Annotated in this window: 21 protein-coding genes; 2 read left to right on the top strand and 19 right to left on the bottom strand. The window is 65.5% G+C overall.

What is annotated here, in order from left to right:
* Positions 1–23 precede the first annotated feature (23 nt).
* The 3 genes from CH293_RS21870 to lspA are packed head-to-tail and all read right to left on the bottom strand — an operon-like array spanning position 24 to position 2,304.
* Positions 24–710, bottom strand: a complete 687-nt coding sequence (locus CH293_RS21870) for a hypothetical protein (protein ID WP_094721483.1) — start codon at positions 708–710, stop codon at positions 24–26.
* A complete protein-coding gene (locus tag CH293_RS21865) occupies positions 707–1,633 on the bottom strand; it encodes an RluA family pseudouridine synthase (protein WP_037109100.1) in 927 nt (308 codons plus the stop codon). Before CH293_RS21865 ends, CH293_RS21870 begins: the two co-directional genes overlap by 4 nt.
* A complete protein-coding gene (lspA, locus tag CH293_RS21860) occupies positions 1,630–2,304 on the bottom strand; it encodes a signal peptidase II (protein ID WP_176460086.1) in 675 nt (224 codons plus the stop codon). Before lspA ends, CH293_RS21865 begins: the two co-directional genes overlap by 4 nt.
* A gap of 166 nt (positions 2,305–2,470) precedes the next feature.
* Here lspA and CH293_RS21855 point away from each other — a divergent pair, with 166 nt between their 5' ends.
* Together CH293_RS21855 and CH293_RS21850 are read left to right on the top strand one after the other, a co-directional pair.
* On the top strand, positions 2,471–3,355 hold the full coding sequence (locus CH293_RS21855) for a hypothetical protein (RefSeq protein WP_094721481.1): 885 nt from the start codon (positions 2,471–2,473) through the stop codon (positions 3,353–3,355).
* Between the two features lie 17 nt (positions 3,356–3,372).
* Positions 3,373–4,134 (top strand): hypothetical protein, encoded by a 762-nt coding sequence (locus CH293_RS21850; protein ID WP_255122952.1) that lies wholly within the window; start codon positions 3,373–3,375, stop codon positions 4,132–4,134.
* A 102-nt stretch (positions 4,135–4,236) separates the two neighbouring features.
* On the opposite strand, the gene CH293_RS21845 is transcribed toward CH293_RS21850, so the two are convergent.
* The 16 genes from CH293_RS21845 to murD form a co-directional block, all read right to left on the bottom strand.
* Positions 4,237–4,752, bottom strand: a complete 516-nt coding sequence (locus CH293_RS21845; RefSeq protein WP_094721479.1) for a hypothetical protein — start codon at positions 4,750–4,752, stop codon at positions 4,237–4,239.
* Positions 4,753–4,906: 154 nt separating this feature from the next.
* A complete protein-coding gene (locus CH293_RS21840) occupies positions 4,907–6,217 on the bottom strand; it encodes a DNA polymerase IV (RefSeq protein ID WP_094721478.1) in 1,311 nt (436 codons plus the stop codon).
* A gap of 106 nt (positions 6,218–6,323) precedes the next feature.
* The gene (locus tag CH293_RS21835) at positions 6,324–6,983 is read right to left on the bottom strand and encodes a peptide deformylase (protein WP_094721477.1); all 660 of its coding nucleotides are present in this window, start codon (positions 6,981–6,983) and stop codon (positions 6,324–6,326) included.
* Complete coding sequence (gene ileS / locus CH293_RS21830; RefSeq protein WP_094721476.1) at positions 6,980–10,165, bottom strand: isoleucine--tRNA ligase; 3,186 nt, start codon at positions 10,163–10,165, stop codon at positions 6,980–6,982. Before ileS ends, CH293_RS21835 begins: the two co-directional genes overlap by 4 nt.
* A 450-nt stretch (positions 10,166–10,615) precedes the next feature.
* On the bottom strand, positions 10,616–10,786 hold the full coding sequence (locus CH293_RS28270) for a hypothetical protein (RefSeq protein ID WP_019665913.1): 171 nt from the start codon (positions 10,784–10,786) through the stop codon (positions 10,616–10,618).
* Between the two features lie 84 nt (positions 10,787–10,870).
* A complete protein-coding gene (locus CH293_RS21825; RefSeq protein WP_037109113.1) occupies positions 10,871–11,719 on the bottom strand; it encodes a DivIVA domain-containing protein in 849 nt (282 codons plus the stop codon).
* A gap of 161 nt (positions 11,720–11,880) precedes the next feature.
* A complete protein-coding gene (locus CH293_RS21820) occupies positions 11,881–12,168 on the bottom strand; it encodes a YggT family protein (protein WP_094721475.1) in 288 nt (95 codons plus the stop codon).
* A gap of 101 nt (positions 12,169–12,269) precedes the next feature.
* Complete coding sequence (locus CH293_RS21815; RefSeq protein WP_037109115.1) at positions 12,270–12,959, bottom strand: cell division protein SepF; 690 nt, start codon at positions 12,957–12,959, stop codon at positions 12,270–12,272.
* 54 nt (positions 12,960–13,013) lie between these two features.
* Positions 13,014–13,775 carry a YggS family pyridoxal phosphate-dependent enzyme gene (locus CH293_RS21810; protein ID WP_094721474.1) on the bottom strand — a complete coding sequence of 254 codons (762 nt, stop codon included), beginning with the start codon at positions 13,773–13,775 and terminating at the stop codon, positions 13,014–13,016.
* 8 nt (positions 13,776–13,783) lie between these two features.
* On the bottom strand, positions 13,784–14,530 hold the full coding sequence (gene pgeF / locus CH293_RS21805) for a peptidoglycan editing factor PgeF (RefSeq protein WP_037109119.1): 747 nt from the start codon (positions 14,528–14,530) through the stop codon (positions 13,784–13,786).
* A 6-nt stretch (positions 14,531–14,536) separates the two neighbouring features.
* The gene (gene ftsZ / locus CH293_RS21800) at positions 14,537–15,763 is read right to left on the bottom strand and encodes a cell division protein FtsZ (RefSeq protein ID WP_037109121.1); all 1,227 of its coding nucleotides are present in this window, start codon (positions 15,761–15,763) and stop codon (positions 14,537–14,539) included.
* Positions 15,764–15,956: 193 nt separating this feature from the next.
* Positions 15,957–16,877, bottom strand: coding sequence for a cell division protein FtsQ/DivIB (locus CH293_RS21795; RefSeq protein ID WP_094721473.1), 921 nt, complete (start codon positions 16,875–16,877; stop codon positions 15,957–15,959).
* On the bottom strand, positions 16,874–18,370 hold the full coding sequence (gene murC, locus CH293_RS21790) for a UDP-N-acetylmuramate--L-alanine ligase (protein WP_176460085.1): 1,497 nt from the start codon (positions 18,368–18,370) through the stop codon (positions 16,874–16,876). The genes CH293_RS21795 and murC overlap by 4 nt, the downstream gene beginning before the upstream one ends.
* Positions 18,371–18,408: 38 nt before the next feature.
* On the bottom strand, positions 18,409–19,554 hold the full coding sequence (gene murG / locus CH293_RS21785; protein WP_176460084.1) for an undecaprenyldiphospho-muramoylpentapeptide beta-N-acetylglucosaminyltransferase: 1,146 nt from the start codon (positions 19,552–19,554) through the stop codon (positions 18,409–18,411).
* Positions 19,551–21,098, bottom strand: coding sequence for a putative lipid II flippase FtsW (gene ftsW / locus CH293_RS21780; RefSeq protein WP_094721471.1), 1,548 nt, complete (start codon positions 21,096–21,098; stop codon positions 19,551–19,553). The genes murG and ftsW overlap by 4 nt, the downstream gene beginning before the upstream one ends.
* On the bottom strand, positions 21,098–22,546 hold the full coding sequence (gene murD, locus CH293_RS21775; RefSeq protein WP_094721470.1) for a UDP-N-acetylmuramoyl-L-alanine--D-glutamate ligase: 1,449 nt from the start codon (positions 22,544–22,546) through the stop codon (positions 21,098–21,100). The genes ftsW and murD overlap by 1 nt, the downstream gene beginning before the upstream one ends.
* Positions 22,547–22,555 lie beyond the last annotated feature (9 nt).

Genomic DNA, 22,555 nt, shown 5'->3' with positions numbered 1-22,555 from the left:
CCCTGCAGCCGAACGGGCTTGGTTCACGGAGCAGGAACGGGCCCGTCGTCCGGCAGCGGCCCGACGACGTCCACGTAGTCAGGAAGGAGAGCGCGCACGGCGAATCGGCCCGCGATCGCGTCCGGGGGCAAGGCTTCCACCGCCCGAACCCCATTGCCGGTGTCCACAGTCCTGAGTTGCCCGCCGGAGCCGCGGACTATCAGGCCGACGACACACTCGCACCCCTCGACCAGGCGTGCGGAGGACACCGCATCGATCTGTGCTTGGCGATCCCACTGCCCGGTCGAACCATGAAGCCTCGATCCCGCCACGGCCGCCGACCCCAGGACCGACGCCTCGGTTCCCGGCACTCCGACGGTGATCACCTGGGTCTGGACGCGCTCGATCGGAACTCGGAGCAGAACCTGCGCGATCCGTACGTTCCGCGCCGCGTCGTACGCACGAGCGGGCGAAACCTCGGCGTCGAACGACACCAGCGCCCAGTGCATCTCGGAATCGCTTCCAGCCGAGTCCGGGTCGGTCGAGTCCACCGCGAGCGACTCCTCTGCCCGCGCCACGTACTCGGCCACTGCTTCTCCGGTGTCCGGGCCGAGGGTGTCGGTGTTCACACCCGGCCGGGGCACCGGATTCGCGATGCCGACGGCGAACAGCAGAACCACCGCTGCCAGGGCTGACGCCGCGGCCGGGGCCGCACCCGACATCCGAGTCATGCCGCGCGCAGCACCTCGAGTGCGTGCTCGAGGTCGGCCGGATACTTGCTCTCGATCTCGATCCACCGGCCGTCCGACGGATGCGCGAATCCGAGTGTTTTCGCGTGCAGCCATTGACGTTCCAGGCCGAGACGATCGGCGAGCTTCGGGTCGGCGCCATAGGTGAGGTCACCGCAACACGGGTGCCGCAACGCGGAGAAATGAACGCGAATCTGATGAGTCCGACCGGTCTCGAGGTGAACGTCGAGCAAGCTCGCCGCTTGGAACGCCTCGATGGTGTCGTAGTGCGTGATGCTCGCTTTGCCGTCGGCTCGCACTGCGAACTTCCAGTCGTTGCTACCGTGCCTACCGATCGGTGCGTCGATGGTGCCACTGCTCGGATCCGGGTGGCCCTGCACGAGCGCGTGATAACGCTTCTCGATCGTGCGCTGCTTGAACGCCCGCTTCAGCACCGTGTAGGCACGCTCGCTCGTGGCGACGACCATCACGCCCGACGTCCCGACATCGAGCCGGTGCACGATGCCCTGCCGCTCGTGCGCACCGGACGTGGAAATCCGGAAACCCGCTGCGGCAAGCCCACCGATCACCGTTGGCCCCGTCCATCCAACGCTCGCGTGCGCCGCGACCCCGACCGGCTTGTCGACCGCGACGATGTCGTCGTCCGCATAGAGAATCTCCATGCCCTCGACCGGCTCCGCTTCGATGGTCAACGCGCGAGCAGGTTCGGGAAGCAGCACCTCCAAGTACGCACCCGCCGACAACCGATCCGACTTCCCCATGGCCGAACCGTCGACGGAGACGGACCCTTCCTCGGCGAGAGTCGCCGCGACCGTCCGGGACAGACCCAGCAGACGCGAGACACCCGCATCGACCCGCATGCCGTCCAAGCCGTCGGGAATCGGCATGGAACGCGATTCCCTCATTGCTGTCCTGCCGTTCCCGCGTCGGTACTCGCTTGGGCCTTCTTCTTCGATGTGGCCACCCGCTCACCGTTCGGTTCGAATCCGAACAGGCTCAGGGCGACCAGCAGGATCGCCCCACAGACGATGGACGAGTCCGCGACGTTGAACACGGGCCACCATCCGATGGACACGAAATCGACGACGTGTCCCTGCAGCGGTCCGGGCGATCGAAAGAACCGATCGATGAGATTTCCGAGAGCCCCGCCGAGCACGAGCCCGAGGCCGAGAGCCCACCACGGCGAGCGAAGGGTGCGGCCGATCCGGATCACACCGATGACGACGCATACCGCGACGATCGTCAGAAGCCACGTCATACCGGTGGCCATCGAGAACGCTGCGCCGGGGTTGCGCACCATTCGAAGTGTCACGACATCGCCGATGATCTCCACCGGGTTACCTGGCTTGATCCAGTGCACGGCCGCGATCTTGGTGACCAGGTCGAAGGCGAGGACGACAACGGCGATCAGGACCAGCATCGTGGTGCGCAACCGCTTCGGTGCAGCGCCCGCGGCAGGATCGACATCGGTACCGGACACCACTGTGTCGTCCGGTCCGGTCTCCCGGTCTCGGTTCGGGTCGGAGCTCGTCGAATCGGTCGGGCGGTCGTCACTCACCCCCCTATCATGTCGCATCGCCCCGGCACCGCCGAATCCCGGATCGACACCGAGAGGTCCGAGGGCGGACCGCACGCGCACAGCTTCGCTGACGGTGTCCGGTGAAGTGGACGGAGTGTGTCCGTAGCCTGGTCCCGTGATCTCGCCTTCCCGAAACCCGATTCGACGTATCCGAGTTCTCGCCGTGGCCGTCGCCGCCACCACTCTGTGGGCGGGGTGCGGGTCGTCCGACGACGAGGCACCGTCGGCGACGGACACCTCCGCCACCACGTCGAGTGTGTCGCTGCCGGTGACTCCGGTCACAACTACCCTCGTCGACGCCGGGGCCGAGCCCCGGGCCGCGATGACGCGAAACATCTCCGGCGAACAGTCGGTCCAGCTGACGACGCGGTCGACCGTCACGCAGCAGATCGACGACCAGGCCGTGCAGGATTTCTCGACGCCGAACCTGACCATCCCGCTGACAGCACGAGCCGCGGAGCCACGCGGCAACGAGGTCGATCTCACGGTCGGGGTCGCGACGTCCGCAGATCAGCGTCTGACCGATGATCTCGCCGCGGCCGACGGTTCGGGTGCCGGATTGACCGTGGCCGACGGCGGGGCCGTCACCGCGCTGTCCATCACGCCCGCGGACGCAGCACAGGATGCGGCACGGGCGGCGATCGAACAGGCGTTGAATCAGGCGGTGTACCGGTCGATTTCCTTCCCCGAGGACGATCTGGGAATCGGCGCTGTCTGGACGGCTCAGCAGCAGGTCATCAGTGGTCTGACACTCAACCAGACGACCACCGCGACTCTCCGTGCGAGGGACGGCGACGTCCTGACGATCGATCTGCGTATCGACCAGACGCCGGAGTCCACGACTCTGGAACTTCCCGACGACGCCGGCCAACTCGCGATCGACAGCTACACGATGTCCGGCACCGGCAGTCTGCGAATCGACCTGACGAAACCGCTCCCGGTCTCCGGTGAGGTGACCGTCGGTGGCAGTCAGCAGTACAGCGACACCGACGGGACGACGGTCCTGCGTCAGGACATCAGTGACACCCTGGAATGGGCTTCGGAGTGAGGTCCGCAGCGAAATCGGTGCTTAGCGCAGCGCTGTGCGCGGGGGCACTTCTGATCCTCGGCGCGTGCGGTGGAACGGACGACGCCGCCACCATCGATGCCGGCACCGACTCGCCCCCGGCTGCTCCGGTCACGGTCGTCGACGGCCCTGACGTCCTCTCCGGGTCCGTCATCACCGACTCCGCAGATCTGCAAGCCCGCATGCTGACGCCCAGCGACCTTCCCGACGGGTATGCGGTGGTGCCGGATCCGGTGCGTGATCTCGGGCTGGACCCGGCTCCGGAGTACGACTCGCCTGATCGGTCTAGCACTGAACCGCAGGAGTGCGCCGACGTTCTCGCGGCTGTGGGGATGCAGTCGGCGGGCGCATCGGCAATGGCGGACGTCCGCTACTCGGGACCGAATTTCTCGTCCATCGACGAGGACGCCGCCAGTTACGCAGGCGGCGAGGACGGTGTCGGAGGCGCTGGAGAGGCGTTCCGCACCGTGCAGAACACGCTCGTCGGCTGCACCGAGTACTCGGGCACGGACGCCGACGGGATCGACGTCGACTTCTCGCTGTCGGCTCGTGATCAATCCCCGGTGGGTGACGCCTCGACGTCGTTTCGGCTCGCGACCACCAGCGAAGGGTTCACGCTGGTGTCCGACGTCGTGATCTCCGTCGTCGACCACACCGTGTTCCAACTGTCCGTCACCAGCCAGGAAGGCGTCGACGCGGCATCGTTCACCGCACTCGCCGAAACAGCGGCTGAGCGAATCCGCGGTGACCTCGGGTCCTGACCGTGACGGAAGCACACGAAAGCCGGTGCCGCACTCCGAACGAGGAGCACGGCACCGGCTTAGAGATACTGCGGCTTCGAGATACTGCGTAAAGCTAGGTGACTACGCGCACGCAGGCGAGGACAGCTGCGCCAGCTGGACGAGACCACATGCGTTCTCCTTGGACAGCTTCCATGCGCCGTCCTCGGCAACGAAGATGAAGTTGCCCGGGTTCGCCTGACCGTTGATGGTCAAGGTCGCGCCCGTGTTCAGAGTGCCGTCGCCGAGGTCGTCGACACTGGTGATCTCGACGGTGGCGCCGTTCTGCACAGCAGCGGCCGCGACCTGCTCGATGAGGCCCGGATCTTCCTCGGCGCCCTGGATGAGGGCGGCCTTCTCCTCGACCGGGACAGCCGGGTCGAGACCGCGAGCGAGTTCGGCGTTGAGCTCTTCAGCCGTGGGCACAGGTGGGTAATCGCCCGATGCCTCCGGTGCCGCCGACGCCGAGGACGTCGTCGAAGCGGCCGACGTCGTGGTCGTCGTGTCGCCACCGTCGTCCGAGCTACATGCGGTCATCGTCAGCGCCGCAGCGATCGCCACGCCGGCGACTACGGCCTTTCGGGTGTTACGGAGCTTCAAGTGCTTATCCCTTCGGTTGTACTGCTCAGTCGTTCACGTGAACCGGACATAGAGGCCGGTCTCGGCTGTTCCACTATGCCATTGGAGGCCTCGGGCGGAAAGAAGCGTCGCTACTCGCCGGTAGCCGAGAGCGTCATTTCAGGACGGGTCACTGTCATTTCAAACTGTCAAGTGGATCCGCCACAACGAGCTGCTCGTCCCCCTCTGCGAAAGTACGGGCTCGACCCGGTCCGGTGGACCGTGTCTCGAACCGAACCGTCACCACGGAGTGGCCTGCCCCTTGCACCCATCCGTGTCCGTGTTCAGGATGCCTCACGTCCATGCCCGGATGCCACCTCTGCTGCGGTTCTCTTACCGAAGGCACAATTTCGCCCGTAGTCGTGGGCGACGTGGACGTGTCCTCCGGTTCGTGATCGAGTTCGGGAAACAGCGACCCTTGCTGCACGGTGGACAGCCCGGCGAGGCCGACACCGACCAGCCGGATCGGACCGAGTTCCACCGGGTCCAGCACCTGACGCTGAGCCGTCGCGACGATGGTCTGCTTGTCCACGGTCGCATACGGCAACGTCGCGGACCGGGTCACGATGCTCATGTCCGATTTTCTCAGCTTCAGCACCACCGTGCGTGCGCCGCGCCCGTCCTTCATCAGGCGCCGGTGCGCCGCTTCCGCACTCTTTTCCACCGCAGACCTCAGTTGCGCCATTGTCACCAGATCGTGTGCGAACGTCGTCTCGGCGCTCACCTGCTTCGCCTCGGCGCGCTCGGCCACGGCTCGATCGTCGATCCCTCGCGCCAGCTTGTGCAACCCCGGGCCCACCGTCGCGCCGAGGATCGACGCCACTTCCGACTCCGGTGTCGCGACGAACTTGCCGATCGTGTCGATTCCGAGTTTGCGAAGTTTCTCGTCGGCGACCGGCCCGATCCCCCATAATTTCCGCACCGGCAACGCGGCCATGAGAGCACTTTGTTCTGCCGGCGCGACCACAGTCACGCCGTCCGGCTTCGCGAGGCCGGACGCGATCTTGGCGATCTGCTTACCGGAACCGGCACCCAACGACGCCACGAGGCCAGTCCGCTCCATGACAAGTGCCCGCAGCATTTCGCAGAACTCCGCTACCTCGGCCGCAGTGGCGCCGACAAGTTCGACGGGTTCACCGAACGCCTCGTCCATCGACAACTGCTCGAGGACAGGCATCCTCGTGCGTAAACCGTCGAACACAGTCCGACTGACGCTCTGGTAGAGCGCACCGCGCGGCGGCAGTACGATCGCGCCGCCGCCCACCAATCTGCGAGCCTGATGCATCGGCATGGCGGACCGGGCACCGAAGACACGCGCTTCGTAGCTGCAGCCGGCGACGACACCGCGACCGCCTGCTCCGCCGACCAGCACGGGGCGTCCGCGCAAGGTGGGCCGGGTGAGCTGCTCGACCGACGCGAAGAACGCGTCCATGTCGAGATGCAGCACCCATCGCCTACTGCTGCGAGCGTCGGTCACGACCGAAAGATACTCCGGAACGCAGACAGCACAGTCCGTGCCTCACGAGTTGCCGACACGACGGTCGGAAGACACGTCACGATGCGTCGCCTCGGCCGGTAACGAGGTCGAAGCCGAGCCCTGCAGCCGCACGTCCGGGCGTCGGATCGGCCCACAGATCGGCATACACGTCGTTCGCCGACAGCGACCGAGTCACCGCCCTGTCGATGTAGACCGTCCCGTCGAGATGATCGGTCTCGTGCGCCACGATCCGCGCGGGCCATCCGCCGAACTCCTCGTCGACCACGGCACCGTGCAGGTCGGTGCACCGAAGCCGAACCGACGCTGCCCGGGAGACGACCGCTTGGTAACCGGGCATGCTCAGGCATCCCTCGTAGAAGCTTCGACGAGCCGGCCCGATGTCGTCGTAGCGCGGGTTGACAATCACTCGGAACGGCAACGGCGTGCGCTCCCGCTGCGTGGCGACCTCCTCGGACACCGGGTACATGTCCTCGATCACCGCGATTCGCAGCGGGACGCCGATCTGCGGCGCAGCGAGACCGACACCGGGCGCGTCGTGCATCGTGGCCCGCATGACCTCGACGAGGTATTCGAGCGTGCGCGGCTCGAGCTGATCGGTCAACGCGGCCGCCACTGTGCGCAGCACCGGATCACCGACCGTGACGATGGGAAGGACGCCGTCGCGCGCGTCGGACAGAAGCTCACGAACGGCACCCTCCATCGCGTCGCGGGTCATCGCGAACGGGTGACCGATACGCGGGTACCTTCCCCGAGCTCGACGGCGTCGTCGCCCGGATCACCGTCGACCAAGCTGAGCGCCAGAACCTCGCCGGCGATCAACGAGCGGTGCGTGTCGAGCCATTCGCGGCGTTCGGCCGGAACCTCGATGACGATGTCGATGCGATCGGACACGTCGAGGCCCAACGTACGTCGCGCCTCCTGGAGTTCACGGATACGGTCCTTCGCCCACCCTTCGGCCTCCAGCTCTGCAGTCACCTTGGAATCGAGCACGACCAGACCGGCGTTGCCCGGCAAAGCAGCAGTGGAATCCGGTTCGGCCGCAACCAACTTACGGGTGTATTCCGTCGGAAGCAGTTCGATGCCCGCGGCACTGACCACGCCCGTGGCATCCTCGCTCCACTCCCCTGCCTTGACGGCCTTGATGACCTTCTGGACGTCCTTGCCGATCCGTGGACCCGCCGCACGCGCGTTCACGACCAGTTCGAACTTGCCGTGCACGGCAACATCGTCGGTGAGGTCGACCTTCTTGACGTTGACCTCGTCGGCGATGATGTCGGCGTACGGACGCAGTCGCTCCGCATCCTCGGCGGCGACGGTCACCTCGGGGAGCGGCAACCGCACCCGAAGGTTCTGGGCCTTCCGCAGTCCGAGTACCGCGCCGCACACCGAACGCACCTCGTCCATCGAACCGACCAACTCCGGATCGGCAGGCAACTCGGCCTTCGCCGGCCAGTCCGCGAGGTGGACCGACCGCCCACCGGTCAAGCCGCGCCACACCACTTCACTGACCAACGGCAACAGCGGCGCAGCAAGACGCGTCACGACCTCGAGCACCGTGTGCAACGTGTCGATCGCGTCTGAGTCCTCGCTCCAGAACCGCGAACGCGACCGTCGCACATACCAATTGGTCAACGCGTCGCAGAACGTCCGCAGCTCGTCGCAAGCACCAGCGATGTCGTGGACCTCGAGCGCATCGGTGATCGCGTCCCGAGTCGCCGCCAGCTTGGCCAGGACGTACCTGTCCAGCACATTCGGCGAATCCGTTCGCCAGGTACCCGGCTTGCCTGCGTACAACTGCAGGAAACTCCACGCGTTCCAGATCGGCAACAACGCCTGGCGGACGCCCTCACGGATGCCCTGCTCGGTGACGATCAGGTTTCCACCCCGCAGGATCGGCGACGACATCAGGAACCAGCGCATCGCATCGCTGCCGTCCCGATCGAACACCTCTTTGACGTCGGGGTAGTTGCCCTTGGACTTGCTCATCTTCAGGCCGTCGTCGCCCAGCACGATGCCGTGCGCCGCAACGGTCTTGAATGCAGGACGGTCGAACAACGCGGTCGCGAGCACGTGCAGCGTGTAGAACCAGCCACGGGTCTGACCGTTGTACTCGACGATGAAATCGCCCGGGTTGTGCGCTGTGACATCCCCCGTCGTCCCGCTCGCCCCGGAAAACCACTCTGCATTCTCGAACGGGAAATGCACCTGCGCGTACGGCATCGACCCGGATTCGAACCAGCAATCGAGCACCTCGGGAACCCGCCGCATCGTGGACTTGCCCGACGGATCGTCCGGGTTGGGACGCGTCAGATCGTCGATGTACGGACGATGAAGGTCGTCCGGACGCACGCCGAAATCACGCTCGAGCTCGTCGCGGCTGCCGTACACGTCGATACGTGGGTACTCGGGATCATCGGATGTCCACACCGGGATCGGGCTGCCCCAGTATCGGTTTCGACTGATGTTCCAGTCGCGTGCTCCCTCGAGCCACTTGCCGAACTGCCCGTCCTTGATGTGCTCGGGCACCCAGGTGATCTCCTGGTTGAGCTCCACCATGCGATCACGGAACTTCGTCACTGCCACGAACCACGACGGAACCGCCATGTAGATCAGCGGCTGCCCGCTGCGCCAGCTGTGCGGGTAGGAGTGCTCGATGGTCTCGTGACGCAGCAACCGACCGGACGCCTTCAAGTCCTTGATGATGACCGGGTTGGCGTCGAACACCATCAGGCCCTCGTACGGCGGCACGAGCGACGTGAACTTGCCACCGGGATCGAGCGGCTGAACGACCTCGATGCCGTTCGCCGTCGCGACGTCCATGTCCTCTTCACCGAAAGCCGGGGCGAGGTGCACGATTCCGGTACCCGAGTCGGTGGTGACGTAGTCCGCCTGCAGAACACGATGCGAATTGGCGTGTCCCAGAAAGAAATCGAACGGCGGAGTGTAGGTGAGGCCGACGAGGTCCGCGCCGGTGTGCTCGGACAACACCTCGGGCTCGTCCCCGAGTTCGCGGGCGTAGTGCGCGAGCCGTTCCGCAGCCAACACGTAGCGTTCACCGTCGGTTCCGCGGACCTGCACATAGCGAACATCGGGATGCACGGCGATCGCCAGGTTCGACGGCAGGGTCCAGGGCGTCGTCGTCCAGATCAGTGCGCCTGCACCGTCGAGAGGCGACCCGGGTGCCGTCAGCGGCATCGTGACGGTGACCGCCGGGTCCTGACGCATCTTGTAGGCGTCGTCGAGCCGAGTTTCCTGGTTGGACAACGGGGTCTGTTCGTACCAGGAATACGGAAGGACTCGATAACCCTGATAGATCAGGCCCTTGTCGTACAACTCCTTGAACGCCCACATGACCGACTCCATGAAGTCGACGTCGAGCGTCTTGTAATCGTTGTCGAAATCCACCCAGCGGGCTTGACGGGTGACGTAGTCGCGCCACTCGTCCGTGTACCGCAGAACCGACTGCCTGCAGTAATCGTTGAACTTGGCGAGACCCATCTCGTCGATCTCGGATTTGTCCTTGATGCCCAACTGCTTCTCGGCTTCGAGCTCGGCGGGCAACCCGTGGCAGTCCCACCCGAACCGGCGCTCTACCTTCTTTCCGCGCATCGTCTGAAAGCGCGGAACGAGGTCTTTGACGTACCCGGTCAGCAGGTGACCGTAATGGGGAAGGCCGTTGGCGAACGGCGGGCCGTCGTAGAAGACGAACTCGTCCGCACCTTCGCGTCTGTCGACGCTGGCGCGGAACGTTCCGTCCTCGGCCCAGAAATCGAGCACTCTGCGCTCGAGGTCGGGGAACGACACACCCGCGGATTTCGAACCCACCATGTCGACCAACGGGTACTTGTCACCGTCGGTCCTCGCGACATCGCCGCTCTTCGAATCTTCGGTACTCATGACGGACGCTCCTGCCGTGCCGACCCCGTCGCTTCTGCGACGGCGGTAGTTTCCTCGGCACGGGGACGACGATCGACGTGTGGGACGTCGACTACCGCGGTACCACCCCGCTTGCTTCGACGGCGACGGAAACCGAATTTCCAGGCCGGCGAAGCCTCTCGCACTGCTGTGACGGGCTTACCCGTTCGGTTCTACTGAGCCGACGCGACCTCGACGGTCGATTCGGCCGTTCTTCCGAATGCTCCCCGGGGATGACCGGATCAACGCGTTGTTCTCTACATTCGTTGTTCTGGACAGTCGTTGTTCGGAACAGTTGTTGTTCTCGACGTTCGTGATGACGACATCGGACACCCGAGGGTAACCGACACGTCCACACAATTCCTTCTCGGGTGGCGCCTACTTCTCGAGTGACGCCTACTTCTCGAGTGACGCCTACTTCTCGAGTGGCGCCTACTTCTCGGGTGGCGACCTTCGGCCGGTCAGCGCACCCGCCAACAAAAGAATCGCACCGACGATACAGACACCGATACATCCGTACGCCCAGACGACCGACCCGGTCGTCAGGGCGATGACCAGCAGCGCGAACCCGACTCCCGCCGCGCACAGCGTCAAGACGAGCACTGTGCGCCTCGCTTCGCGCGAGCCGGCTCACGCCGGTCGGGTGTCACGCCCGCGGCCGTGCAGAACGGACTGGGCAAGGATGCGTCAGTTGTTGCCCTTGGCATACGACTGGCTGTAGCCCGACGACTGCTCGTTCTGGTTGAAGCTGTCCGACCCGTTGTCCACCGGCAGGGCCGAGGAACGGTTCTCGAGCTCTTCGAGCTGAGATTCCAGGTAGGACTTGAGCCGGACGCGGTACTCACGCTCGAACGTCTTGAGCTGCTCGATACGACCCTCGAGCACCGAACGCTGCTCGTTGATGGTCGCCATGATCTCGGTGTGCTTGCGCTCGGCGTCCGCCTGAAGAGCATCGGCCTTCTCCTTGGCCTGACGAAGCTGAGTCTCGGACCGCGTCTGAGCGTCGGACAACAGCGATTCCGACTTCTGACGTGCGTCGGTGACCATTGCCTCGGAGCGGGTCCGTGCGTCGGTGACGAGACGCTCTGCGTTGGTGCGGGCGTTCCCCAGCAGCTGCTCGGACTCGGTCTTGGCGTCACTGGTGAGCCTGTCGGCCATCTCCTGCGCAAGTCCGAGAATCTTGGCGGCCTGCATGTTGGAGTCGCCACCCTGCGTCGGCGCCGCCGCAGCGACCGGAGCAGGCGCCACCACAGGGGCAGGCTTGGGGGGCTCGACGGGGCGCTGAGGCTCCGGAGCCTTCTGCTGAACCGGAGCGGGCTGAGCCGGACCGGACTGGCGAGCAGACTTGGCGTCCGACAGTTCTTGATCGAGCTCGCCCACGCGCTGGCGCAGGTCTGCATTTTCCTCGATCAGTCGCGACAGCTCTTGCTCGACGAGATCGAGGAAAGCATCCACCTCGTCTTCGTTGTAACCGCGCTTACCGATAGGCGGCTTGCTGAAAGCGACATTGTGCACATCAGCTGGAGTCAGCGGCATGGAAGGATCCCTTCACGCGTCTTGAGGCGGTAGAGCAAGCATTCAGTTATATCCCATTCCGCACTTGCCGGAACAATCAAACTGTAACTGGCGTCCATTCTGTCACATCGGTTGCGCAGGTCGCGCCTGTCCCCGATGTCTTTCATCAAAGTTCGGTCAGTTCACGATCCCAGACTCCGCACAACGGACATCAGGATGAAAACGCCGAACAACAACACCATGATCGACAAGTCGAGTCGAACTCCCCCGAGATTCACGGGGGGAATCACTCTTCTCAACAGCTTGACCGGTGGATCGGTCACGGTGAATATCGCCTCGAGCAATACAACGACGATTCCCGACGGCCGCCATTCCCTGGCGAACGTCCGGATGAATTCGACGATGATGCGGCCGATGAGAAGAAGCCAGAAAATGAACAGTATGAAGTAGATCACCGCGAACAAGGCCACAGGTCATACTCTGCCCGAAAAGGTCGGCTCGATCAAAGCGAGCAGGTCAGAGGCCTGTTCGGATCGATCGAGCCGAGGTAGCGCGCCAGTGTTGTCGTTTGTCATTGCTGACTGTAGAAGCCCGTCTCGGCGATGCGACGCCGTTCCTGGGGCGACACGTCGATATCTGCGGGCGAAAGAAGGAATACCTTCGTCGCGACCTTGTCGAAGGAGCCGCGAAGAGCGAAGGCGAGTCCTGCAGCGAAGTCGACGAGACGCTTGGCGTCCGCATTGCTCATCTCGACGAGATCCATGATGACCGGCGTTCCGTCACGGAAACGCTCGCCGATCGTCCTGGCCTCGCTGTAGTCGCGGGGACGCAGGGTGGTGATCTTCGACAGCGCACTGCCGTCGTCCACCACCGGGCTACGGCGAGTTTCAGCGCGGGTCATCGGGTCGCTCCGCAGGCTGCGCTCCTGCGCGTCCATGCGGGTGTCCACGGCGAGGTTGCCGCGAGTGGACACACCCCGGCCAGCCCCGGCCGACCGCGACGAGCGACCGCCGATGGGAGCCAGGGTCGGCGCCGAGCGAGGGGCCTCGTAGTCGTCGTAGTCGTCGTCCAGGTCCTCGATCTCGGCACGGGACGAACGGCGCGAGGAGAACGACGGCTTGGCGAACTCCCGGTCGTCGTCCGCGTACGGATCGCGACCACGGGCGGAGTGCCGTGATTCCGGCTCGTCGAGGTAGTCGTCTTCGTAGTCCGCAAGAGGAACCATGCCGAAGTACGCCTTGAACTTGTGCAGGGTACTCATTGATGCAGCCTTCCGTGCCGGGTACTTCGTTGCCGGTCTCCAGGTTCGCAAGTGTCAGGTGTGACTGATGTGATCCGTGGACTGTACTGGCGAGGTTATCGGCCGAGAGCCGAGTATTGCGGTACCGACACGCACGCACGTCGATCCGTGTAGAACGGCCGACTCCAGATCGCCCGTCATCCCCGCGGACAACTCGACGGCATCCGGGTGCTGCCCGAGCAACCGCTGGTGTACGGCCGCCAGATCGGCGAATGCGCGATCCGGATCCGAGTCCACCGGCGGAACGGCCATCACTCCGGACAGGGTGAGCCCGTCGGTGTCGGCCACCAGATCGGCCAGCTCGAGCAGATGCTCTCGCTCGACTCCACCGCGATGGACGTCCCCGTCCAGACTCACCTGAATCAGGACCTCGAGCGGAGTGGACCTGGCCCCGTCGGACAGCGCTGCGTCCACCGCCTTGCCGAGAGCAGACACCAAGCGATCACTGTCGACCGAGTGGATCGACGTGGCCCATCTTGCGACGGATTTGGCCTTGTTACGTTGCAGATGCCCGATCATGTGCCACCTGGCCGGTTCGGTACCGAACGCTCCGGCCAACTCGTCGACCTTCGCCGACGCGTCCTGCTCGCGCGACTCGCCGAAATCGCGGCATCCGAGACCGTACAAAATCTCGATGTCCGACGCCGGGAAAAACTTGGTGACCGGAAGCAACATCACGTCGTCCACCGAACGGCCGGCGGCGGCACACGCGGCGGCAAGCCGAGCGTTCACCGAGCGAAGTGCCTCCGAGATCTCGGACTCTCTGGTCGTCGTCATACCGACAGTCAAGCAGGGCCGTCGGTGCGGCCGGCCGAGGTGTCCATCCAGATCACGCTTGCCGATCGTCCGGTCGGCGAACCGCGCCGATGGCTGAACAGGGTCCGATCTTCGATGGTGCACCGAGGATCGACGGCAACCGATGTGACGCCGAGTCCATTGAGCTGTCGTCTGATTCCGTCGCGGATGTCCAGGCCCGGCGTCTTCCTGACGGTCGTCGTGGCGCTACCGGGAAGGTGTTTCTCCACGTCGGCCTGCATGTGTGCGGGCACCTCGTACTGGCGCCCGCTCGCCGCCGGGCCGAGAAACGCACCGATTCGACCCGGTTCGGCTCCGAGCGACACCATCGCCTCGACCACACGGGGAACGATGCCGATGCGTGCTCCGACCCTCCCGGCGTGTACAGCTGCGATCACACCGGCCTCGTCGTCGGAGAGCAGGACCGGCACGCAGTCGGCAGTGAGCACGACGAGTGCGAGATCACGACTGGTCGTGACCAACGCGTCGGTCACCGGAACGGGTTCGGACGTCGGGCCGTCGACGACAGTGACGGTGCGTCCGTGGACCTGCTCCATCCACACCAGACGACTCGCGCCCATGCCGAGCTCACTACCGAGCCGTTCGCGGTTGGCGGCCACGGCCGACGGTTCGTCGCCGACGTGGTCGCCGAGGTTGAAGCTGTCGTACGGCGGCGCCGACACTCCGCCTGCCCGCGAGGTGGTGACCCTACGAACCTTGAAGTCGTTCTCCGCCATCGGCGATCAACGACGCATGAACGATGGCACGTCCACATCGTCTTCGCCGTCGTCCTCGGTGACGGGCACACGCCGACCCGAGTTGTTCGACCCTGACGATCCCGAGTTCGAGGACTGAAGAGGAGGCAGGCTGCTGCCGTTACCTGCACTACCAGCACCGACCGGGTCACGGAACACGGCACCGGATTCGGTCGACTCGGACCGAGACGACACCTCTCCTGATCGTGCGGATCCGATAGTGCTGCGTGAGGCGCCGGGAGCTGCCTCGACGGGACGTCTCGTCGGGGTCCCTCCGTCGAAACCGGCTGCGATCACGGTGACGCGTACTTCGTCGCCGAGCGAATCGTCGATGACGGTTCCGAAGATGATGTTGGCGTCGATGTGTGCCGCTTCCTGAACGAGCGACGCAGCTTCGTTGATCTCGAAAAGTCCGAGGTCCGAGCCTCCCGCGATCGACAGCAACACCCCGCGCGCACCTTCCATCGACGCTTCGAGCAACGGCGAATTGATGGCGGACTCGGCTGCTTTGATGGCACGGCCTTCGCCGCGCGACGAGCCGATTCCCATCAGGGCGCTGCCCGCCCCCGACATGACTCCCTTGACGTCGGCGAAGTCGACGTTGATCAGCCCAGGAGTGGTGATGAGGTCGGTGATGCCCTGAACGCCGTTGAGGAGCACCTCGTCTGCGCTTCGGAACGCGTCCATCAGGCTGACGGCTGCGTCACCGAGCTGGAGCAGACGGTCGTTGGGGATGACGATGAGGGTGTCGCAGGACTCGCGCAGTTGTTGGATCCCGGTGTCGGCCTGCCCACCGCGACGCTTGCCCTCGAACGAGAACGGGCGCGTGACGACGCCGACGGTGAGTGCGCCGAGCTTGCGAGCGATATTGGCGACGACGGGCGCGCCACCGGTACCGGTGCCACCTCCCTCGCCTGCGGTGACGAAGACCATGTCGGCGCCCTTGAGCACCTCTTCGATCTCGTCCTTGTGGTCGTCGGCGGCCTTGCGGCCGACTTCGGGATCGGCGCCTGCGCCGAGGCCACGGGTGAGCTCACGACCGACGTCGAGCTTGACGTCGGCGTCGCTCATCAGCAGCGCTTGAGCATCGGTGTTGACCGCGATGAACTCGACTCCCTTGAGTCCCTGTTCGATCATGCGGTTGACCGCGTTAACGCCGCCGCCGCCGATGCCGACGACCTTGATTACGGCGAGGTAGTTGTGCGGGGGCGTCATTGGCTCTCGCCTTCCGTGGTTGTGTACTGGTCCGTCTTCGTACCTGGCTGATGCGCTTCGACAAAACCCTCAACCTAAACCATAGGCTTAAGGTTATGTCAAGTACTCGACGCTCGGAACGCTATTCATCGCGACGGAGATACGCCATTAGGCGCGCCGAGAAGTCGAGAAAAGAATTTGGCTTTCGTGAAAGTCACTTGGTGGTGGGCAGGTCCGGACTCGACACATCCAGGATCTGTCCGGGTTGAGACAACAGCGCAAGAGCCACAGCGGATTTCCGCTCGGATCTGTCGCGGTCGCCCCACACCACCGTCCTGCCGTCGAACAGAATCAAGGATACGTCCGACGCCGAACCCGCCCGAATCTCCCCTACCTGCACTCGCAGCGGCTCGGGCAACGAATCGAGCACTGCGAGAGCACTTTCCGTCGGCGGATCGCCTGTCACCGGATTGTCGGTGACCAGTCGGATCACCCCGGGAGGCGGCGGGGCGACGGCGAAATCCACGGCATCGGCGTCGAGCAGGTGGGTTCCGTCCGGCCGGTCGACGAACACGACCGGTACCCGCTCGGTGACGGTCACCCGGATGGTCGACGGGTACATCCGTTGCACCCGAACCGAAGCCAACGAAGGAATCGACGCGACGCGCCGTGCGGCAGCGCCGGTGTCGACTCGAACGAGCTTCTCCCCCATCGGCACCGCCAGATCGGCGATCACCTCGTCTTCCGAGACCGACACCGCCCCGCGTACGTCGATGGTCCGCACCGTCAGGACGGGTGACAGGTACACGACGGCGAACCCTGCGAGTACGACGGCGAGAACGGCCGCCGCGATCAGTCCGGCGCGCCGACGCGACCGCGACACCTTCGCGCGTTCGTCCTCGCGCGCTCGACGACGATCCGCGCGTTCCTGGGATTCGGCGCTCGGATGGGAGGCGTCGCGGTTGTCCCGGCGTGCGTACGCGCGCCGATCCCGAGCGCCGCCCTTCGATGCACTGCCCGTGTCGACCTTGCCCGTGTCGACCTTGCCCGTGCCGACCGGGGTTCCCGTGTCGGTCCGAGCGGAGTCCTCGCCGGAGGACGTGTCCTCGGTCGGACGCTTCGGACGAGACGTCACTGCGAAGCCCGGCCCTGACCGATCCGGAAAGTCGTCCTCGAACGCAGCGCGTCGAGGATCGGACCGGCCAGCATGGTGACGTCCCCGGCACCCATGGTGATGACGACGTCGCCGGGCTCGGCGAGGGACGCAACCTGCTTCGCCACGAGCGACAGATCCGGTTGGTAGATGACGGGCTTGGTCACCGCAGACGCGACGAGCGCTCCCGTCACACCGGGGAGCGGTTCTTCGCGGGCACCGTAGACGTCGAGGACGACCACTTCGTCGGCGATCGACAGCGCTGCACCGAACTCCGCCGCAAACGTTTCCGTACGGGAGTACAGGTGCGGTTGGAAGACGACGACGACTCGCCCACGCTCGCCCGCGCCTGCAGCGCTCGTGACGAGTTGCTGAGCTGCGCCCAGCACGGCACGCACCTCGGTGGGATGGTGCGCATAGTCGTCGAACACACGGATGCCGTGCTCGCGGCCGCGAATCTGGAAACGTCGGTGCACACCGCCGAAGCCTGCAAGACCTTCCAGCAGATCCGTCGCTGCGGCGCCTGCCTGGGTTCCGGCCGTGAACGCAGCCAGTGCGTTCAGTGCCGTGTGCCGTCCCGGAACACCGAGTCTCAACGTCCGCGGGCTCTCCTCCCCCGCTATCGACAGTTCGGCGACGCCGCCGACGTCCTCGGGTTCCCACTTCAGCAACCGGACCGCCATCTCCACGTCGCCTGCGTCGGTGTCCTCGGATCCGTATCCCAGCACGCGGACGCCTGGCAGAGCGCGTTCGTGGACTCGCCGAGCCAGAGCAGCCGACCCTGGATCGTCCATACAGGCAACGAGCACTCCCCCCGGACCGAGCAACGCGGCAAAATCGTCGAAGACCTGCGTGTACGCCTCGGGCGTGCCGAAGTAGTCGAGGTGATCGGCCTCGATGTTGGTGACGATGACGACATTCGGGCTGTATTGCAGGAGCGAACCGTCGCTCTCGTCTGCCTCGGCGACGAACACGTCACCACTGCCGTGGTGCGCGTTGGTGCCCGCCTCGTTCAGTTCTCCACCCACCGCGAACGACGGATCGAAGCCGCAGTGCTGCAGTGCGACGATCAACATCGACGTGGTCGAGGTCTTGCCGTGGGTGCCGGACACCAGCAGTGCCCGATAGCCCTCCATCAGCGATGCCAACACAGTCGGCCGGAGCACGACGGGAATTCCCCGTCGCCCGGCTTCTACCAGTTCGGGATTGGTCTTGGGTATCGCGGCGTGCGTGGTGACCACCACCGTCGGACCACCGGAGATCAAGTCGAGAGCCGAGGCATCATGACCGACGCGAACCTGCGCACCACGAGCGCGCAGTGCCAGAACCCCGCGGCTTTCCTTCGCATCGGAGCCGGAGACTTCGCCGCCGCGAGCGAGCAGAATCCTGGCGATGCCGGACATGCCTGCACCCCCGATTCCGACCATGTGAACACGTCGGAGATCCTCCGGCAGTTCGGCGGGTAGCTCGGGCATGTCCGTCCTTTCGGTACCACCTTGTCGTGCCACGACCGTCACGCGCCCTGTCGACGCTGGGAAGCGACGTCGAGCACGATTCTCGCCACGGTCGCAGCTGCGTCGCGGTGGCCTGCGCTCGCGGCGCTCCTCGACATCGCTTCCACTCGCGCGGAATCTGTGATCAGGTCGATCACGTCACGTGCGACGTAATCCGGAGTCACCGATCCGTCGGCCACGAGTATGCCTCCCCCGGCGTCGACCACGGGGCGTGCGTTGAGTTCCTGTTCACCGTTTCCGTGGGGCAACGGAACGTACACTGCGGGTAGACCCGTCGCCGACACTTCTGCGACCGTCATAGCCCCCGAACGGCAGATGGCCAGATCCGCGGCGGCGTACGCCAGGTCCATGCGATCGATGTACGGAACTGCGACGTACGGTGCAGGAGCATCGGCCGTCGGCACCTCGATCGAATTCTTGGGTCCGACGGCATGCAGTACCGACACTCCGGCATCGGCCAACCGATCCGCGGCGCCCGACACGGCATCGTTGAGCGACCTGGCACCCTGCGATCCGCCGAACACCAGCAGTACAGGGCCGCTCTCCGGCAGCCCGAAATACTCGCGAGCCTCGGCGCGCATCGCCGCTCGGTCCAGCCCGGTGATGGTCGGTCGCACCGGAATTCCGACGATGTCGGCGTCGGAGCGGCCACGAGCCGACACTCCGGATCCGGCCACCGCGGCGAGAACACGCGTCGCGACCTTCGCGCCGACTTTGTTCGCGATCCCGGCACTGGCATTGGCCTCGTGGACGATGACCGGAATCGACCGTTCACGTCCGAAGGCACGCCGCGCAGCAAGGTAAGCGGGCAAGGCCACGTAGCCACCGAACCCGACCAGCACGTCGGCGTCGACGGCCGCGAAGACCGCCCTGGTGGCCCGCACCGACCGAATCACACGACCGGGCAGCCGGACCAGATCCAGGGTGGGCTTGCGCGGCAGCGGGACCGGCGGAATCAACTCGAGCTGGTAGCCCCGCGCCGGAACGAGCGTGGTCTCGAGTCCACGCTCGGTTCCCAGGGCAGTGATCCGTACCGAGTCGTCGAGCGCGCGCAGTGCGTCCGCGACAGCCAACGCCGGCTCGATGTGCCCCGCGGTCCCACCGCCCGCGACGACGACGGACAAGTGTGTGGGAGATGCATTCACCGTCGATATCCTCGCGTATCCGAGTGTCCGTACGCACCGCGGGGTTGAGCACTTGCGCGCGGTGCTGCGTTTCGCCCTCCCACTGCACTGCCACGAACTGCACTGCCACGAACTGCACCACCACGGGGAAGTGCAGCGCCGGTTCTGCGTGGTTCGGAACGGCGAGGGGGCTCGCCCGCTCGAGCTCGACCCGTGCGGGCACCGGCGTCCGGTGCACGACGCTGCGAGGGACCGCTCTCGATCCGACGGCGATCCTCGCGATCGAGCGCAGGCCGGGTGGACTTGGATCTGGCCGCGGCGGCACGCAACGGAGAGAACGACGCGGGCATCGGGAGTCGCAGCACACGGTCCAACCGCGAGTCCTGTCCCGAGTGCAGTGCCGCGATGGCTTCCGGTTCGTGCCGCGCGGCGTTGGCGATGATGCCGAACATCATCAGTGTGATCGCGGTCGACGAACCGCCGTAGGACACGAGGGGAAGCTGGAGACCGGTGACCGGGAGCAGCCCGACCACGTATCCGATGTTGATCATCGCCTGCGCGAAGATCCAGGTTGTCGAACCCGCCGCGAGCAGACGCAGAAACGGATCGACCGATCGCATCGCGATGCGCAGACCCGTGTAGACGAACAATGCGAACAGACCCAGTACTGCGAGACAGCCGATGAAACCCAGCTCTTCACCGATGATCGCGAAGATGAAGTCGTTGTGCGCGTTGGGCAGGTAGCTCCACTTGGCGCGGCTCTGACCGAGACCGACACCGAACGGCCCCCCGTCGGCAAGCGAGAACTTGGCCTGATTCGACTGGTAACCCAGCCCTTGCGGATCGTCACCGGGGTTCAGCCAGGCCTTGATTCGGTTCGATCGGTATCCCGCGGTGAAGGCGAGCACCGTCGCCGCGGCGATACCGCCGCCGACGATGATCGCGAAGAGCCTGGCGTCGAGACCGGCGAACCACAGCAGCGACACGAGAATGATGCCGATCGCGATGGCGGTACTGAGGTTCGGCTGCAGAACAACGAGACCCGCCATCAGCAGCGCTGCGGGGACAAGCGGAATGAGAAGCGATTTCAGGCTGGCGTGCTCGCTACGGCGAGATGCCAGCAGGTGGGCTCCCCACAGTACGAGGGTGACTTTCGCCAGCTCGGACGGCTGGAACGAGACGCCGGCGACATTGAACCACCGGCGCGCGCCGTCGGCGCCCTCCGATCCGATACCGGGAATGAGCACCATCATGAGCATGACGACGGAGAGGCAGAAGAGCGGGAAGGAGACTTTCCGCAGCATGCGCACGGACGTCCGCAGCGCGATATAGAACGCCACGACGCCGAGACCGACGCCGATCAGCTGCTGAGTGAACAGGGTGTACGCCGATCCGTCGGTGGCGTACGCCTCGGCAGCCGACGACGACAGCACCATCACCAGGCCGAGAATCGTGAGCAGAGCGGCAACGGTGACGATCAAGTGGAACGACGCCAGAGGACGACCGAGCCACAATCCGATCCTGGTGCGCGGCGAGTTCGCCGCGGCGTTCGCAGGACGGGCCATCAGGACTGCCCGCCCGGCTGCGTGGTCCCGAGCGCGTGCACGGCGTCGGCGAAGCTGCGGCCACGATGGCCGTAGTCGACGAACATGTCGAGCGAGGCGGCAGCGGGAGCGAGGAGCACCGTGTCCCCTGGCTTGGCTCGCCGGGCGGCCTCGTCGACCGCGGCGCGCATCACGACTTCAGCATCTTCCGCCACATGAGTCACACCAGCATCGTCTCTCAGCGGGAACTCGACAACGGGAACATCCGGTGCGTGTCGCGCCAAAGCCTCTGCGATCTGCGTCCCATCACGCCCGATCAGCACCGCAGCGACGAGTCGAGGCGCCACTTCGACAACGAGCTCGTCGACCGATGCTCCCTTGAGGAGACCGCCTGCGATCCAGACGACGTGCTCGTGCGCGAGCAACGACGACCGCGCTGCATGCGGGTTGGTCGCCTTGGAATCGTCGACGAACGTCACGTCCCCCACTGTGCGGACGACCGACGCACGATGTGAGCCCACCTCGTACGTGCGTATACCCTCCGCTACAGCCCCTGCCGGGGCCCCGATCGCGCGGGCGAGCGCCGCCGCCGCCAACGCGTCCATCGTCCCGGCCGGACCGGACGGGCTGACATCGTCCACCGACATCAAGTGCAGCCGCTCGCCGAAAGCGTTGTCCACGATCTGTCCGTCGATCACCCCGAGTTCTCCTGGCGCCGGGACTCCGAGGCGGAACCCGACCACTCGATCGGCACGAGCCGAGCCTGCCAGGGCCGCTGCCCGCGCATCGTCGAGACCCACCACCCCGACGTCGCCGACGAGCGCTCGTGCTTTGGCCTCGACGTAGCCGTCCATACCGCCGTGCCAGTCCAGATGATCCTCGGCGATGTTGAGGACGACACCCGCCGCGGGCCGGACGGACGGAGCCCAGAACAACTGGAACGACGACAACTCGACCGCGAGGACCTCCGGATGCGGGTCCGACTGCAGAGCGTCGAGCACCGGCAGACCGATGTTTCCGCAAGCCGCACTCGCCAGACCGGCCGATTCGAGGACGGACGCGAGCATCGAGGTGGTCGTGGTCTTTCCGTTCGTTCCCGTGACTACCAGCCATGTCGTCGGCGCGCCGTACACACCCGCGCGATCGACGTGCCAGGACAGCTCGATGTCCCCCCAGATCGGGATGCCGCGTTCGGCGGCACGCGCGAGCACCGGTGCGTCCGGGCGAAAGCCCGGACTGGTGACGACGAGCGCGACCGACTCGAATGTGGAATCGTCCGCGAGAAGGTCGTCCTGCAGGATTCCGTCGGCACCGGCTGCGCGCGCCTTGTCCAGCGCGGCCGGGTCGGTATCGGTGACGAGCACCCGCGCACCGAGATCGCGGAGCGGCCCGACGGTCGCCAGCCCGGATACCCGTCCGCCGGCGACCAGCACGGTCTTGTCCCTCAGCCACGCCACGTCGTCGGACATCGCACTCCC

The organism is Rhodococcus sp. 14-2470-1b (assembly GCF_002259415.1).
Classification (GTDB): Bacteria; Actinomycetota; Actinomycetes; order Mycobacteriales; family Mycobacteriaceae; genus Rhodococcoides.
Note: the sequence above shows the minus strand (reverse complement) of the source record. Positions and strands in the feature narration are given on the sequence as shown.